Raw genomic sequence first — 15457 nt, forward strand, 5'->3', positions numbered from 1 at the left:
ACCCGTCTCAGCGCTCGTGGCGGCCGTGGTGGTCGTCGTCGGCGGCCGGCTGCTGACCGGGCAGTTCGTCGAAGTGACGGAACCCCTCGGGCAGGTCCGGGACCGGCGGAGGAACCGGAACCTGCTGCGGCGGAATCTGCTGCGCCGGAGCGGTCGGCTGCGGGGCCGCCGGTGCGACCGGGTGCACCTGAGTCGGGTATTCGGTGGCCGGTGACGGATGGGCCTCGGCCGGGGCGTACGCCTGATAGTCGTGCGCGGCGGCCTGATAGTCCGGCGGTGCCTGATAGTCGGTCGACGGGAACGCCGTCGTCGGCGCGGCCGCCGAGACGTCGACCGCCGGCGCCGCTCCGGGCAGATCGTTGCGGTAGTCCGGTACCGCCGCCACCGTCGTCGCCGCATCGGCGTCGACGTGGTCCAGCACGCTGTCGGCGTCGTGATCGTCCGGCGCCGGCTCGTCGTCCGGACCGGGCTTCGGCTTCCGCAGCAGTCCGATCACCGCGAGAAGGGTGGCCAGACCACCGAGCACACCCAGAACCAGCGGCAGCCACAACCCGCCCAAGGTCAGCAGGGTGTCGTAGTGCTTGGCGCGTTTCGCCTGGGCGGCGACCGTCTTGTCATCCCACTGGAACGTGCCCTTGAGGGCGTCGATCCGGAAGTCCTTGACCGCGGCGGGCGCGGTGTCGTCCACCGACTTGAAGAACTGGTGCTGATCCTCGCGGCCGCTCACGATGGTGCCGGTCTTCGGTTCCACGTAGACGTGGCGCACCGAGCTCGCGAACCGGTGCATCTCCAGCATGTCGGTGGGCTTCACGCCCTTGGCCTTGATGCCCCACCACTTGGCCGGCATGTTCAGGATGGTGCCGAGCGGAGCGTTGCCGTCCGGATCCGGCAGATCCGAGATGTCGGTCTCGGGGACCTCGGTCTCGAAGTGGTAGGTCTTCACGCCGTCGATCGTCTTCTCGTCGACGAACTTGGCGACGGTGTCCTGCCGGGTGTTGAGGTCGTAGTAGTAGTACTCGCGCTTCTGGACGTTGAAACCGAACTTGTACTGGAAGCCCTTGCGGCCCTCGATCGGCACCGAGGCGCTCTTCACGTCACCGCCGTCCGGGACCGAGCTCAGCTGCAGACTGCTGACCACCCCGTTGGGCACCGAGGTCTTGCGATCCACCGACACCCGGTCGATGGTCGCCGTCAGCATGGCGTCCGAACAGGACTTCTTGTCGTCCACCGAACCGAGGGTCGGCTCGGACTCCTTGCCGTCGGCATCGCGGACCTTGTCGATCTTCACCATCTGCGCCGACTGAAGGGTCGCCTGCTTGGCGTTCGACGGCTGCACGATCACCGACCGGCGCTGCTGCGTGAGATGCGCCTGCAGGGTCGCCGCCTTCGGCTTGGAGATGGAGCAGCGGTCGAAGATGACGGCCGGGAACTGGTCGCCGCCGTCCTGACCGTCGGCCGGCACGGTGGACGCGTCGGAGGTGATGTCCAGGTCGAGCGGCACCACCTCGAGCTTCGGGACCAGGTAGACGGGGATCGCGACAGCCGCGGTGATGCCGGCGAGGCCGAGGAAGGCGAGCAGCGCCAACCAGAAACGTCTCATCAATCGGCTCCTGAGGTGAAGAGTGTGTCGACTACAGACTATTCGGTGCCTGCGGCCGGTCCGTTGCCCGCGCGCCGGTCGGCGCGCCGATCCCGCTCGGCCTCCTTCATGATTCCGGCCATGTAGCCGTAGATCTCGCGGTCCGAGATGGCCTTCCAGCGGGGGGCGAGCAGCTTCATGTACTTCTCGACGTACAGCAGCTGCTTGCCGACCAGCACCAGTTCGCGGGGCAGCCGGGCGTCGTGGGCCTTGGCGACCGCCGCCAGCTGGCGACCCAGGTCGGTGTAGCTCATGGCGCCCATCTCGGTGGTCGACAACGGCATGGTGGCCTTCTTCAGGTCTTCACCGCCCTTGACCGTCGAGCCCGGCTTGTGCACGGCGCCCAGCAGGAAGATCCCGCGGCCGGCGGCCTCATAGTCCTGTTTGACGATCAGGTCGACCACCAGCTGCCGCAGGATGCGGCGGGTGCGGGCGTTGAATCGCCCGACGATGCCGAAGTCGAGGAGCACCAGCTTGCCGTCGGCGTCGACCAGGACGTTGCCGGCGTGCAGGTCGCCGTGGAACAGACCGCCGTGGAACGCCGAGTCGAGCAGCGACAGCAACAGGTTCCGGCACAGGGCTTCGCCGTCGTGACCGGCGGCGCGGACGGCGCGGGCGTCGTCGATGCGGGTGGCGTAGATCCGCTCCATCGTCATGACGCGCTGGGTGGTGAGGTCGTGATAGACCTTCGGCACCCGTACCCGGTCGCCGAACGGTCCGGGCTGGAGGCAGTCGAACCACTCCTCCATGGTCTTCGCCTCGTTGCGGAAGTCGAGTTCGGCGTTGAGGCCGTCGGCGAAGTCCTCCACCACATGACGGGCGCTGAGCATGCGGCCGTACTCGGAGATCTCGGCGAGGCCGGCGACCCGTTCGAGGATCGCGACGTCCGGAGACAACCGGCCGGCGATCCCGGGTCGCTGCACCTTCACGACCACCTCTTCACCGGACTTGAGGGTCGCGGTGTGGACCTGGGCGATGGACGCGGACGCGATCGGTTCGTCGTCGAAGGTGGCGAACACCTCGGAGGCGGGCTTGCCGAACTCCGACTCGAGGATGCGGTGCACGTCGTCGGCGGGGGCGGGCGGCACCCGGTCGAGGAGCGACTCGAACTCGTCGGACAGTTCCTTGGTGAACACACCGGGACTGGATGCGATCAGCTGGCCGAGCTTGACGTAGGTGGGGCCGAGGTTCTCGAAGGTGAGGCGGATCTGGTGGGCGACGTCGCGTTTTCCGGGCAGGCGCCCGTGGCGCAGCTGGCCGGCCGAACTCAGCAGGAACCGGCCGACGCCGGCGGCCGCCTGCGTCGCGGTGCCGGCGAAGCGGGTGACCTCGGCGGCCGTGGACACCGGCGGGAGCTGATCCCGGACATCGTCGGTGGCGGGCTTGTCAGTCATCCCGCCGAGTCTAGCGGCCGGATGTGCCGGACCCCAGTTCCCCTGACCTGCGGCGAGGGCGGACCCTAGGCGACCGGCGAGGTATCGCGTACGCTGAACCGCGGGTTTTCGACTGAGGGTCGATAACCGGTCTTCGAAGGAGGCGTGATGGTCGACGAGATCCGAACGGACGTCGTGGTGATCGGCGCGGGTGTGGCCGGGCTGACGGCTGCCCTGACCGCGAACGAGCAGGGACTGGACGTGGTGATCCTCAACAAGGGTCACGCCTGGCGGCCGCAGGAGACCGAACAGTCCACGTCGACGTTCTACGCGCAGGGCGGCATCGCGGTGGTGGAGCCGGACAATCCCGAGGACAGCATCGGCCTGCACGTCTCGGACACCCTCGCCGCCGGCGCCGGGCTGACGCTCGAGGAGCCGACCACCGCGATCGTGACCGACGGCTGGGACTCCGTCCAGACCCTCGTCGGCTGGGGTGCCGAATTCGATCGGGGCGCGGACGGACGCTATCTGCGGACCCGTGAGGGCGGCCATTCGGTGCGCCGCATCATCCACGCCGGCGGCGACGCCACCGGTGCGCACGTCCAGGCGGCGTTGGGTGCGGCGGCCGGCCGCGAGGGACTACGGGTGCTCGACGACGCCTGGGCCACCGAGATCCTGGTCGGCGCCCGCGGCGCCACCGGCATCGCCTACACCGGTCCGCAGGGTCCCGGCGTGATCCGCGCGTCGTCGGTGCTTCTCGCGACCGGCGGCATGGGCCACCTCTACACCGCCACGACCAACCCGTCCGGCGCCACCGGCGACGGCGTCGCCCTCGCGTTGCGCGCGGGAGCGCAGGTCGCCGACCTGGAGTTCATCCAGTTCCATCCGACGATGCTGTACGTCGAGGGCGCCCGCGGCCGGCGCACACTCGTCAGCGAAGCGGTCCGCGGCGAAGGCGGCCGGCTGGTGGCCGTCGACGGCTCGCCGGTGACCGACGCGTCGGTGCATCCGCTCGGCGACCTGGCGCCGCGCGACGTGGTGGCCCGTGCGGTCACCGCCGCCATGAAGCGCACCGGCGCCCCGTACGTCTACCTGGACGTGTCGTCCATCCCGGACTTCGCCACCCGGTTCCCGACGGTCGCCGCCGGCGTGCAGGCGTCCGGCGTCGAGCTCACCGACAGGCTGCCGGTGTGCCCGGGTGCGCACTACCTGTGCGGCGGCGTGGTGACCGACGACGACGGCCGGACCACCGTGCCGGGCCTGCTGGCCGCCGGAGAGGTCGCACGGACCGGGCTGCACGGTGCCAACCGGTTGGCGTCCAACAGCCTGCTCGAAGGCCTCGTGATGGGCCGCCGCGTGGTGCCGGTGATGTTCGAGCGCCGCGATCTGGGCGTCGACGACACGGTGACCGCCACCCCGCCGGCGAGCCTGCCGGCACTCGAACGCGGCCGGCTTCAGGACATGATGAGCGACTCGGTGGCACTGCAGCGCGACGCCGCCGGTCTGGCCGCGGTGACCGCGGAACTGGAGGCGGCCCCGTCGCGCGAACTGGTCACCGTGCACGACGCCGAGGATGCGGCCCTGACCCTGGCGGCGCGGGCGGTGGTCGCCGCGGCGACCGCGCGCACCGAATCGCGGGGCTGCCACTATCGCAGCGACTTCCCGCAGACCGACCCGGAATCGGTGCCGCAGGCCTTTGTTCTGCGCGACGGTGTGGTGACTGCGACAGACTGAATTCCCGGGCTCGCAAGCGGATGACGCTCGGATGTTCGTAGACTGCTCGCAACACACAGGAAGAGGTGGGACTCGTATGGCTGCCGACCGTTGCTGGTCATCGATAGGGCTTCGCCCTGCCGAACGCAGCGCGCTCGGCGCCGGTCAGTCCACCTGGCTCGCGAACTGCGACCTTCCGGCCGAGCATCCCGGTCCGCACGCCAGCGACGGCGGCCGGGGCGGGTCGGCCCGCCGGGCGTGGGTGCTGTGGGACGACTTCGCCAACAGCGCCGAAGCGTGCGAGAACCTCGATCCCTGCCCGGTCCGGTCCATCGACAATTCGCCGTGCCGGCTCTTCGCCGGTCACGTGAGCGGTCACGCGTTCCCGCCGATTCCGGACAGCGGAAGCTGGCCCACTCCGCCGACGCCGGCCCCGCAGGCGGCTGCCCCGCAGGCGCCCGTCGCGCCGGCCCGAACGCCTCAGCCGGCACCGGCGTCGGTGCCTCCGTCGGCCGCCCCGCAGAGCTGGCCGAATGCGGCCCCGCCGGCCGCGCCTCAGCGTGGTTCGCATGCGGCACCGAGCGTGCCGTTCCAGGCGCAGACCCCGCAGCAGTCCCCGGCGCCGCAGACTCCAGCGCCACAGAGCCCAGTGCCGCAGACTCCGCCCGTGCAGGCACCCGTCTCGGCACCGCAGCCGGTCGCGCAGCCTTCGGCGCCGCAACACTCGGGGTCGCCGCGTCCGGTTCCGCCGACGCCGGCTCCGCACTACTCGTCGGCCGCGCCGCAGGCACCGGTCAGCCGGCCGTTTCCGCAGGCGACGCCGGCACCCATGCCGCCGGCGCCGGATCCGACGGCACCTCAGCCTCCGAGTCAGCCCCCGAGCCGCCCGTTCGTCACCGCCCCGCCCGTGCCCGCCGCTCCCCCGTCGGTCGCGCCGCAGGCCCCGGTCACTCCGCCGGTGGCCGCGGCACCGGTCGACGTTCCCTCTCCGACTCCAGTCATTCCGGTGACGCCCCCGCGCGCCCCGGATCTCACGATCACCGACCTGGCCGGCGCCGAGCCGGTGACCGAGGGACTGCCGATGTACGACGTCCGCGAGACTCCGTCGGGTCCGATGGTGGAGATCAACTACGACGATTCGCACGCCTCGTTCCTCGAGGTGATCACCCCGGACGGCACGAATCGCACCGTCCTGGCACCGGTCGTGCGGTCGGGCCCCGTTCCGGACGTGCCCATGTCGGTGGTGCCGAGCGCGGGACTGCAGCGTGAGCACGCCTCGCAGCAGCTGGCCAAGGCCGCGCAGGTGGTGGCCGCGATGCCCGACGATGCGGTGATCGCCCGCCACGAGGTCGGCAGTGCTCTCCGCGACGTCGCGACCGCGCTGGCACGTCTCGCCGAGAGCGTCGACCCGCACTGACACGTCGAGGCCACCGTCTTCCGGGTGTCCGGGTGTCCGGTGGTTTCGAGACGCCTCGTTCCTCGGCTCCTCAACCACCTACTGAGGCTTCGGTTCCTCAACTGCCTACTGAGGCTCGGTTCCTCAACCGCCTACTGAGGCGTCGTTCCTCAACCACCTACTGAGGCCCTGGCTCCCCGCCTACCGAGCGCCGTTCCCTCCTGGATTGATACCTATAGGGGGTAGGGGTTGACACCATGGCCGCGTGCGCGGACACTGGCGATCGGAACCCGGAGAGGAGGGCTCGATGAGCGAGCACCAGCACGACGGTCACGCCGGCCACGGCTACATCGCCGACAAAGACGCGTACGTCCGCCGCCTGAAGCTGATCGAAGGCCAGGCCCGCGGCCTGCAGCGCATGGTCGAGGACGAGACCTACTGCATCGACATCCTCACGCAGCTGTCCGCCATGACCCGGGCTCTCGAAGCGGTCGGCCTCGGTCTCCTGAACGACCACCTCAACCACTGCGTGGTGAACGCCGCCCGGGAGAGCGACGAAGCCGCCGCCGCCAAGATCGACGAGGCCATGAAGGCCATCACCCGCCTGGTCAAGAGCTGACCGGGCACCACGGAAGGAACAATCCATGAGCACCACCACCGACATCACCGTCACCGGCATGACCTGCAACCACTGCGCGACCTCGGTCCGTGAGGAGATCTCCGAGATCCCGGGCGTCACGAACGTCGACGTCGACCTCGACTCGGGCGCGGTCGTCATCACCAGCGACGACGTTCTCGACCCGGCGAAGGTCTCCGAGGCCGTGGCCGAAGCCGGGTACTCGGTCGCATGACCGCCCCGCAGACCGCGACCCCGGCCCTGCAGCGGCCGGCGATCCGGCTGGCCGCGTTCGCCGCGGGTCTCGCCGTGATCTTCGCGGCCGCCTTCGGTATCGGGCGCGCACTCGGCCCCTGGGACGTCGAGTCGCCGGCCCCGCACCAGGGCCACGCCACCATGCAGCACCACTAGGACGGAACCGATATGACGGCAACGACCCCGGCGTCGGCGTCGACAGAACCCGAGCCGCTCGAGCCCGGCCACGAGGTCGACCTCGACCTCATCGGCATGACCTGTGCCTCCTGCGCGAACCGCATCGAGCGCAAACTCAACAAACTCGACGGCGTGACCGCCACGGTCAACTTCGCCACCGAACAGGCGCACATCGAAGCGCCCGGCACCTACGACACCCAGGCGCTGATCGACGCCGTCCGGGCCGCGGGCTACGACGCGGCCGAAGTCCCGTCCTTCGACGGGGCCGGATCGACGGATGCCGGCCACCGAGGCCCGGACGCACCGACCGGTGGCGCCGACGCACCCACCCGCGCCGAGACCGAACTGGCCTCCCTCAAGCAGCGGCTCATCGTGTGCGCGCTCCTCACCGTCCCGGTGATCGCCGTCGCGATGGTGCCCGCCTGGCAGTTCACCTACTGGCAGTGGTTCTCGCTGACCCTCGCGGCGCCGGTCGTCGTATGGGGTGCGCTGCCCTTCCACCGGGCGGCCTGGAACGCGCTCCGGCACGGCACCACCACCATGGACACTCTCGTGTCGGTGGGCACCCTGGCCGCGTTCGGGTGGTCGCTGTACGCGCTGTTCTGGGGCACCGCGGGAACGCCCGGCATGCGGCACGGCTTCGAGTTCATCGCCTCGCGCGGTGACGGAGCCTCGCACATCTACCTGGAGAGTGCCGCCGGCGTCACCACGTTCCTGCTGGCCGGACGCTACTTCGAAAAGCGCGCCAAGGTGCGGGCCGGCGATGCGCTGCGAGCGCTGGCGACGATCGGCGCGAAGAACGTGACCGTCCTCGCCGAGGGCCGGGAGACCTCGATCCCCATCGAGGACCTGACGGTCGGGGAGCAGTTCCTGGTGCGGCCCGGCGAGAAGATCGCCACCGACGGCGTGGTGGTCGACGGTTCGTCCGCGGTGGACCAGTCGCTGGTCACCGGCGAACCGGTGCCTGTCGAGGTCGCGGTGGGAGACGAACTGATCGGCGGCACCGTCAACACGGACGGTCGCCTGATCGTGCGGGCGACCGCCGTCGGATCGGACACCGCCCTCGCCCAGATCACCAAGATGGTCGCCGACGCCCAGGCCGGCAAGGCCGACGTTCAGCGTCTGGCGGACCGGATCTCCGGCGTCTTCGTCCCGATCGTCATCGCGATCGCGGTCGGTGTCCTCGGATTCTGGCTGGGTGTGGGCGGCGGGGCGTCGCTGGCGTTCACCGCGGCGGTCGCGGTGCTCGTCATCGCCTGCCCGTGCGCTCTGGGCCTCGCCACCCCGACCGCGTTGATGGTCGGGACCGGTCGTGGAGCGCAACTCGGGCATCCTTCTGAAGGGCCCCGAGGTGCTGGAGAACACGCGCAAGGTGGACACCATCGCGCTGGACAAGACCGGCACCGTCACCACCGGTGTCATGACGGTGGCGAGGGTGGTGGTCTCGACACGGGCTCCTTCGTCGCCCGGCTCAACCAGCGAAGGGACTCGCCCGTCGGCCGGCTCGACCAGCGAGGGGACTCCTTCGCCAGGCTCAACCAGCGAGGGGACTCCGTCCGGCTCAACCAGCGAGGGGGGCGAGGGTGACGCGGTGCTCGCGCAGGCTGCGGCCGTGGAGGCGAACTCGGAGCATCCGATCGGGCGCGCCATCGCCGCGCGGGCCGCGCAGCGGGGCCTGACCGTCCCGGCCGCGACCGGATTCACCAACCTCGCCGGTGCCGGCGTCACCGCGCAGGTCGACGGAAAGACCGTCGCCGTCCGCGGACCGCGCGACGTGAGCGACATCGACGCCACCCTGGCCGGCGTCATCGCCGACGCGCAGCACGCGGGAGCGACGCCGGTGGTCGTCACCGCCGACGACGTGGTGACCGGGGTGATCGTGGTGGGCGACGAGATCAAGCCGTCCTCGGCGGCCGCCATCGCCGAACTCACGACGATGGGCCTGCGGCCGGTGCTGCTGACCGGCGACAACGCGGGCGCGGCCCGGCACGTCGCCGATCAGGTCGGCATCGACGAGGTGATCGCCGACGTGACCCCCGAGCAGAAGGTTCAGGCGGTGCAGTCGCTGCGGGACAATGGCCACAACGTGGCGATGGTCGGCGACGGCGTGAACGATGCCGCCGCACTGGCCACCGCCGACCTGGGGCTGGCGATGGGAGCGGGCACCGACGTCGCCATCGCGGCCAGCGACATCACCCTGGTCAACAGCGACCTGTGGTCGGTGGCCGATGCGATCAGGCTGTCCCGCAAGACGCTCACCACCATCAAGGAGAACCTGTTCTGGGCGTTCGCCTACAACGTGGCGGCCATCCCGCTCGCGGCGGCCGCGCTCCTCAACCCGATGCTGGCGGGCGCGGCGATGGCCTTCTCGTCGGTGTTCGTCGTCGCGAACAGCCTGCGGCTACGCGCCTTCCGCCCGCTGCGCCGCTGACGCCGAACGTGCGGCGAGCAGCGCCAGCTTCACCACCTGCTGGGCCCAGAGCAGCCGGAAGTCGTCGTCGGCCTCGGACAGCTCCGCCACCAGTGCCGCCAGGCGGGGATCGGCCGGATGCTGAGCCGCCTCCATGCGCAGCACGGCGACGGCATTGACCGCCACCTCGCGCCAGTCCTTGTAGACGGTCCTCATGCGCGGGTCGAGAAAGACCAGACGGACGTAGTTGCGTTCGGCCGGCGGGATCGTGCCGATGTCGACCAGCAGCGCCGCGACGAGCGGATTCCACGCCAGGATGTCCAGGAAGCGGCCGAACACGAACGCCGGCGTCGCCGTCATCTGGTCGACGAGTCGCTGCAGTTGCGGCCGGACCTCGCCGGCCGGGGTGCTGCGCACCGGTGCACGGTCGTCCTGATCCACCAGGCTGCGGGCGTACTCGGTGCCGTCGGCATCCAGCTGCAGCACCCGGATCAGCGAGTCCAGGACCGGCTTGCTGGGCGCGAGGCGGCCCTGCTCGATGCGCGTGTAGTAGTCCTGGCTGATCGCGGCCAGCTCGGCCACCTCCTCGCGCCGGAGGCCCGGCACACGGCGGAGAGTGGTGTCCCGCGGCGGAAGACCCACCTGCTGCGGGGTGAGAAGACTGCGCCGCTTCTTCAGAAAGGAACCCAGCTCCACGAGATGCGCTGGTTTGGCGGCCATGACAGCGATCGTACGCGGGGCGCGCCGGGCCGAGACCGCGGCGACGGGCGAACCCGCAGTGTGGCGTGGGTAACACACTGAATGGGGGCAATCCGGACCGTGTTATGTTCAGACCCACGTTTTCCGTCAGCGGGACGGGCCTCCCGGCCCCCGCGACACGATGCGCCGAGTCCGATGTCGTACCGGCTGCTGCATGAGACCGGTTGCGCTGTGCGCAGCCGGTCGTCCTGCAGTTGCCCCCGGCATCGTCCCGGACGTCGTGCATAACCGGCAAAGGGAACAGCACTATGACTGTGGGAGCGACATGCTGATCGGCATTCCCAAGGAATCGAAGAAGGGCGAGACTCTCGTCGCGGCGACCCCCAAGACGGTCGCCCAACTGGAGCAGCTCGGCTACGAGGTCGTCGTCGAGAAGGGCGCCGGCACGCTCGCCGAGCAGGCCGACTCCGCGTTCACCGAGGCCGGTGCCCGCATCGGCACCGCGAAGGACGCCTGGGGCGCCGACATCGTCGTCAAGGTCAACGCACCGACCGACGCCGAGATCAAGAAGCTCAACAAGGGCGCGACCATCATCTCGATGATGGCTCCGGCCCGGAACCCGGAGCTCGTCGAGAAGCTGCAGGCCGCCGGTGTCACCGCCCTCGCCATGGACGCGGTGCCGCGCATCTCGCGCGCCCAGTCGATGGACGTGCTGTCGTCGCAGGCGAACGTCGCCGGCTACCGCGCCGTCGTCGAATCGGCACACGAGTTCGGCCGCATGTTCACCGGTCAGGTGACCGCCGCCGGCAAGATCCCGCCCGCCCGCGTCTTCGTGGTCGGTGCCGGTGTGGCCGGCCTGGCCGCGATCGGCGCCGCATCGTCGATGGGTGCCATCGTGCGCGCCTTCGACGTGCGCCCCGAGGTGGCCGAACAGGTCGAGTCGATGGGCGCCGAGTTCGTCAACGTCGACTTCGAGGCCGAGAAGTCCGAGGACGGCTACGCCAAGGAGATGACCGCCGAACAGGAGGCGGCCACCGCCTCGATGTACGACGAGGAGGCCCGCAACGCCGACATCGTCATCACCACCGCGCTGATCCCGGGCCGTCCCGCCCCGAAGCTCATCACCGCCGACACCGTCGCGCAGATGAAGAACGGTTCGGTGATCGTCGACATGGCGGCCGCCAACGGCGGCAACGTCGAGGGCACCGAGAAGGACAAGAAGGTCGTCACCGACAACGGTGTGACCATCCTGGGCTACACCGACCTCGCCGGACGCCTGGCCGCTCAGACCTCGCAGCTGTACGGCACCAACATCGTCAACCTGATGAAGCTGGTCACGCCCGAGAAGAACGGCGAGATCGCGCTCGACATGGACGACGTCGTCCAGCGCGGCATCACCGTCACCAAGAACGGCGAAGGCATGTGGCCGCCGCCGCCGGTGCAGGTGTCCGCCGCACCGAAGGCCGAGGCCGTCGCCCCGGCTCCGGTCGCCGAGCCCAAGCCGCCGATGTCGGCCGCCAAGAAGGTCGCCCTGACCCTCCTCGGCGCGCTGCTGTTCGGTGCGCTGGTCGCGGTGTCGCCGCAGCCGCTGCCGCAGCACTTCACGGTGCTGATGCTCGCGATCGTCATCGGCTACTACGTCATCGGCAACGTCGCGCACGCCCTGCACACGCCGCTCATGTCGGTCACCAACGCCATCTCCGGTGTCGTGGTGGTCGGAGCGATCCTGCAGGTCGCGGTCGACCCGCACACCGCGCACAGCACGCTGATCAGGATTCTCGCGACCATCGCGATCCTGGTCGCCTCGATCAACGTCTTCGGTGGTTTCGCCGTGACCCGGCGCATGCTCGCCATGTTCAGCAAGGGGGCCTGACGCATCATGACCATCGGAATCATTCCCGCGATCACCACCGCGGCGTACATCATCGCCGCGCTGCTGTTCATCCTGGCGCTGGCCGGGCTGTCCAAGCACGAGTCGTCCAAGAGCGGCCTCACCTACGGCATCGCCGGCATGGCGATCGCCCTGGTCGCCACCATCGCGCTGGCCCTCGACCGGATGAAGGGCATCGACGATGAGTGGATCCCCGTCGTCCTGCTGTTCGGTGCGATCGTCGTCGGCGCGGCCATCGGTTTCTGGCGCGCCAAGATCGTCGAAATGACCGGCATGCCCGAGCTCATCGCGCTGCTGCATTCGTTCGTCGGCATCGCCGCCGTCCTGATCGGCTGGAACGGCGCCCTCGGCGGATTCCACAGCGCCGGCGTCGCCGCGAGTGACGTCCGCACGCTGACCAACGTGCACGAGGCGGAGATCGCCATCGGCATCTTCATCGGCGCGGTCACCTTCACCGGTTCGATCGTCGCCAACCTGAAGCTGTCCGGAAAGATGAAGTCGTCCCCGCTCATGCTGCCGGGCAAGAACTTCATCAACATCGGTGCGCTCGTCCTGTTCGCGGCACTCACCATCTGGTACGTCACCACCGATGGCAGCACGGGTGTCCAGCCGTGGATCCTGCTGGCCGCGATCACCGTCCTGGCGTTGCTGCTGGGCTGGCACCTCGTCGCCTCCATCGGCGGCGGCGACATGCCGGTCGTCGTGTCCATGCTGAACTCGTACTCCGGCTGGGCCGCCGCGGCCTCGGGCTTCCTGCTCAACAATGATCTGCTCATCGTGACCGGCGCGCTGGTCGGCTCCTCGGGTGCCTACCTGTCGTACATCATGTGCAAGGCGATGAACCGTTCCTTCATCTCCGTCATCGCCGGCGGCTTCGGTATCGAGGCACCCGCCTCCGACGACACCGACTACGGCGAGCATCGCGAGACGCAGGCCGACGCCGTCGCCGACCTGCTCTCGGGCGCCAAGTCGGTCATCATCACCCCCGGCTACGGCATGGCCGTCGCTCAGGCGCAGTACCCGGTCGCCGACCTGACCCAGAAGCTGCGCAACAAGGGTGTCCAGGTGCGTTTCGGTATCCACCCGGTCGCCGGCCGTCTGCCCGGCCACATGAACGTGCTCCTCGCCGAGGCGAAGGTTCCGTACGACATCGTGGAAGAGATGGACGAGATCAATGACGACTTCGGTGACACCGACGTCGTGCTGGTCATCGGCGCGAACGACACCGTCAACCCGGCCGCATCGGAGGATCCCGGTTCGCCGATCGCCGGCATGCCGGTCCTGGAGGTCTGGAACGCCAAGGACGTCATCGTGTTCAAGCGGTCCATGGCCGCCGGTTACGCCGGTGTGCAGAATCCGCTGTTCTTCCGGGACAACACGCAGATGCTGTTCGGCGACGCGAAGGACCGCGTCGACGACATCATCGCCGCGCTCTGACCGCTGCGCGACGGCCCCTGTCCCCCTGCGAGACGGGGGCCGTTCGCATCCGCCGGTCCGGCGGCCGGAGGGAACGGCATACTGGGGCGGTGAGCGGAGACATCGAACAGCGGACCACGTCGGAACTCGTGTCGGGGGCGGTGGCGTACCAGACGGTGTCGCCCACGCGCGCCGTCGAATGCGCGGAGCTGCTGGCCGAGCATCTCGACGAGCTGGACGGCGCCGAGCTGGCGCGCGGCCGCCGGATGGTGGCGTGGAACCGGCGCTTCGACGATCCCGAGGGCGCCGCACGCGACCTGCATGCACTGGCCGACGACATCCGGGACGAGTTCCCCGCCTGGGCGGCGCAGTCCGAGATGATCGCCGACGCCCTGACCGTCGAGCTCGAGCAGGCCGACCCGGCGATCATGCTGGAGTACGGGCCGGCCGACGAGTCGTGGCCGCGGATCCCGCGGGCCGGCTACGAGCGCAACCTCGCCGCAGCGGTGGCACCCCTGGATGTGGAGAAGGCGCGTGAGGCCGTCGACCGGGGTCTCGCGGCGCTCGACGCCGACGGTCCGACGTCCTATCCGGAGCCGGACGGTTCGGTGCACGGTTCGGACGAATCCGATGCGGCCGGCATGGAGTCCGGGCTGCGGTTGTTCCGGGCTCAGATCCTCGCCGCGACAGGGGAGGACCCGCGTCCGGAGATCGACAAGGCGATCTTCGCGGCCCGGCGGTCCACCGCGTGTGCGACCACCCCGGATCAGGAGATGGCGACCCGCGCGGAGATCGTGCAGGCGCTGCGGATGTCGTCGAGCCAGCGCGCCGAAACCGATCCGGGGGCCGCGCTGGCCGAACTGAACCAGGCGGTCGGCATGGCGGCGCACGAGCAGCTCGGCGAGACGCTCGGGCAGCGACTGCAGATATATGCGGCTCTCGGCGACGTCGACAACGCGCTCGACGATGCCGAACAGGCGGCCGCGCTGTGGCGGGTCGAGGGATTGGAGAACCTGTCCGACGCGATGAACCTGGATGTCGCGCGGCTGAAGCTGATGCGCGGCGACGACCCGCAGGAGGTCCTGGATCTCGTCGGCCCGATCCGTACCCGCATGATCGCCCGGGAGGATCAGGGCGGCGCCACCGATGCGCTGGTTCTGCAGGCGCGGGCTCTGGGTGAGGCGGGGCGTCCGGACGAGTCGGTCGCAGCGTTCAGCGAGCTGATCGACGGGCTCACCGGCGAGGAGCACCCGGGCTATGTGGCGCAGCTGCACGACGCCCGCGGACTCGAGTTCTGGAAGCTCGAGCGGCCGGCCGAGGCCGCGGCCGACCTGGAGGCGGCGTCCGCCGGATTCGCCGACGCCGGCGATCCGTATCTGGCGGCCGGTTCCGCCGTGAACCAGGCACTCACCTCCCATGTCGCGGGCGACAGTCCCGCCGCCCTGCGCGCGCTGGATCGCGCCGACGAACTGTACGACGTGGTGGCGCAGCAGAATCCGGTGGACGTCGAGCGGGCACAGCTGCATATGGCGCGCGCCGACGTGTTGCGGGAGAGCGATCCGCAGCGGTCGCAGGCCCTCCTCGACAGTGTGATCGCGCGGGCGCAGGATCCCGAATGGACACCGATCCGCAGCGCCGCACTGCACCTGAAGGCCGTCCACGCGCTGAACGACGGTGACGTCGAGAAGGCACACGATCTGGTTCAGGCGGGCCTGGAGTCCGATCCCGAACACCCGGGTCTGCAGGAACTGCATCAGGTCCTGCACGGCGAGGACTGAGGAAGCGTTGTGCCGTGAGTTCAGGTCGAATAGTGACCTCAACCAGCGGCACTGACGTCGTCCGCTCGTTGAGCCCTTCGACTTCGTGTCGTCG

General features: G+C 69.8%; 12 protein-coding genes and 1 pseudogene. 10 read left to right on the forward strand and 3 right to left on the reverse strand.

The window, feature by feature from the left end; genetic code table 11:
* Positions 1-7: 7 nt before the first annotated feature.
* Complete coding sequence (locus QM774_RS11805; protein ID WP_414976055.1) at positions 8-1600, reverse strand: DUF3068 domain-containing protein; 1593 nt, start codon at positions 1598-1600, stop codon at positions 8-10.
* Positions 1601-1638: 38 nt separating this feature from the next.
* Entirely contained in the window at positions 1639-3033 is a 1395-nt protein-coding gene (locus tag QM774_RS11810) for an ABC1 kinase family protein (RefSeq protein ID WP_414976056.1), read from the reverse strand.
* Between the two features lie 147 nt (positions 3034-3180).
* Here QM774_RS11810 and nadB point away from each other — a divergent pair, with 147 nt between their 5' ends.
* The 7 genes and pseudogenes from nadB (at position 3181) to QM774_RS11845 (ending at position 9600) form a co-directional block, all read left to right on the forward strand.
* Entirely contained in the window at positions 3181-4746 is a 1566-nt protein-coding gene (nadB, locus tag QM774_RS11815; protein WP_414976057.1) for an L-aspartate oxidase, read from the forward strand.
* Between the two features lie 76 nt (positions 4747-4822).
* A complete protein-coding gene (locus QM774_RS11820) occupies positions 4823-6142 on the forward strand; it encodes a hypothetical protein (RefSeq protein WP_414976058.1) in 1320 nt (439 codons plus the stop codon).
* Between the two features lie 286 nt (positions 6143-6428).
* Positions 6429-6740, forward strand: coding sequence for a metal-sensitive transcriptional regulator (locus tag QM774_RS11825; RefSeq protein ID WP_414976059.1), 312 nt, complete (start codon positions 6429-6431; stop codon positions 6738-6740).
* Between the two features lie 25 nt (positions 6741-6765).
* Positions 6766-6972 carry a heavy-metal-associated domain-containing protein gene (locus QM774_RS11830; RefSeq protein ID WP_414976060.1) on the forward strand — a complete coding sequence of 69 codons (207 nt, stop codon included), beginning with the start codon at positions 6766-6768 and terminating at the stop codon, positions 6970-6972.
* Entirely contained in the window at positions 6969-7148 is a 180-nt protein-coding gene (locus tag QM774_RS11835; RefSeq protein ID WP_414976061.1) for a hypothetical protein, read from the forward strand. The genes QM774_RS11830 and QM774_RS11835 overlap by 4 nt, the downstream gene beginning before the upstream one ends.
* A 96-nt stretch (positions 7149-7244) precedes the next feature.
* Positions 7245-8613 (forward strand): annotated as a pseudogene (locus tag QM774_RS11840) (heavy metal translocating P-type ATPase); the annotation flags it as partial.
* Positions 8590-9600, forward strand: coding sequence for an HAD-IC family P-type ATPase (locus QM774_RS11845; protein ID WP_414976655.1), 1011 nt, complete (start codon positions 8590-8592; stop codon positions 9598-9600). The pseudogene QM774_RS11840 and the gene QM774_RS11845, both read left to right, overlap by 24 nt.
* Here QM774_RS11845 and QM774_RS11850 read toward each other — a convergent pair.
* Positions 9571-10299 carry a helix-turn-helix domain-containing protein gene (locus tag QM774_RS11850; RefSeq protein ID WP_414976062.1) on the reverse strand — a complete coding sequence of 243 codons (729 nt, stop codon included), beginning with the start codon at positions 10297-10299 and terminating at the stop codon, positions 9571-9573. The genes QM774_RS11845 and QM774_RS11850 overlap by 30 nt on opposite strands.
* A gap of 304 nt (positions 10300-10603) precedes the next feature.
* Here QM774_RS11850 and QM774_RS11855 point away from each other — a divergent pair, with 304 nt between their 5' ends.
* The 3 genes from QM774_RS11855 to QM774_RS11865 all read left to right on the forward strand — a co-directional run bounded on the left by QM774_RS11855 (position 10604) and on the right by QM774_RS11865 (position 15363).
* Positions 10604-12151: a Re/Si-specific NAD(P)(+) transhydrogenase subunit alpha gene (locus QM774_RS11855; protein WP_414976063.1), complete on the forward strand. Its 1548-nt coding sequence runs from the start codon at positions 10604-10606 to the stop codon at positions 12149-12151.
* Between the two features lie 6 nt (positions 12152-12157).
* Complete coding sequence (gene pntB / locus QM774_RS11860) at positions 12158-13606, forward strand: Re/Si-specific NAD(P)(+) transhydrogenase subunit beta (RefSeq protein WP_414976064.1); 1449 nt, start codon at positions 12158-12160, stop codon at positions 13604-13606.
* An 89-nt stretch (positions 13607-13695) separates the two neighbouring features.
* Entirely contained in the window at positions 13696-15363 is a 1668-nt protein-coding gene (locus tag QM774_RS11865) for a hypothetical protein (protein WP_414976065.1), read from the forward strand.
* The last annotated feature ends 94 nt before the right edge of the window (positions 15364-15457 follow it).

Source organism: Gordonia sp. (in: high G+C Gram-positive bacteria), assembly GCF_047600565.1.
Taxonomy (GTDB): Bacteria; Actinomycetota; Actinomycetes; order Mycobacteriales; family Mycobacteriaceae; genus Gordonia.

What these genes read in the sequence shown, in the direction of transcription:
- QM774_RS11830 (WP_414976060.1), top strand. Translation starts at nt 6,766, where the DNA reads ATGAGCACCACCACCGACATCACCGTCACCGGCATGACCTGCAACCAC.
- pntB (WP_414976064.1), top strand. Translation starts at nt 12,158, where the DNA reads ATGACCATCGGAATCATTCCCGCGATCACCACCGCGGCGTACATCATC.
- QM774_RS11825 (WP_414976059.1), top strand. Translation starts at nt 6,429, where the DNA reads ATGAGCGAGCACCAGCACGACGGTCACGCCGGCCACGGCTACATCGCC.
- QM774_RS11845 (WP_414976655.1), top strand. Translation starts at nt 8,590, where the DNA reads ATGACGGTGGCGAGGGTGGTGGTCTCGACACGGGCTCCTTCGTCGCCC.
- QM774_RS11820 (WP_414976058.1), top strand. Translation starts at nt 4,823, where the DNA reads ATGGCTGCCGACCGTTGCTGGTCATCGATAGGGCTTCGCCCTGCCGAA.
- QM774_RS11835 (WP_414976061.1), top strand. Translation starts at nt 6,969, where the DNA reads ATGACCGCCCCGCAGACCGCGACCCCGGCCCTGCAGCGGCCGGCGATC.
- QM774_RS11850 (WP_414976062.1), bottom strand. Translation starts at nt 10,299, where the DNA reads ATGGCCGCCAAACCAGCGCATCTCGTGGAGCTGGGTTCCTTTCTGAAG.
- QM774_RS11805 (WP_414976055.1), bottom strand. Translation starts at nt 1,600, where the DNA reads ATGAGACGTTTCTGGTTGGCGCTGCTCGCCTTCCTCGGCCTCGCCGGC.
- QM774_RS11810 (WP_414976056.1), bottom strand. Translation starts at nt 3,033, where the DNA reads ATGACTGACAAGCCCGCCACCGACGATGTCCGGGATCAGCTCCCGCCG.
- QM774_RS11855 (WP_414976063.1), top strand. Translation starts at nt 10,604, where the DNA reads ATGCTGATCGGCATTCCCAAGGAATCGAAGAAGGGCGAGACTCTCGTC.
- nadB (WP_414976057.1), top strand. Translation starts at nt 3,181, where the DNA reads ATGGTCGACGAGATCCGAACGGACGTCGTGGTGATCGGCGCGGGTGTG.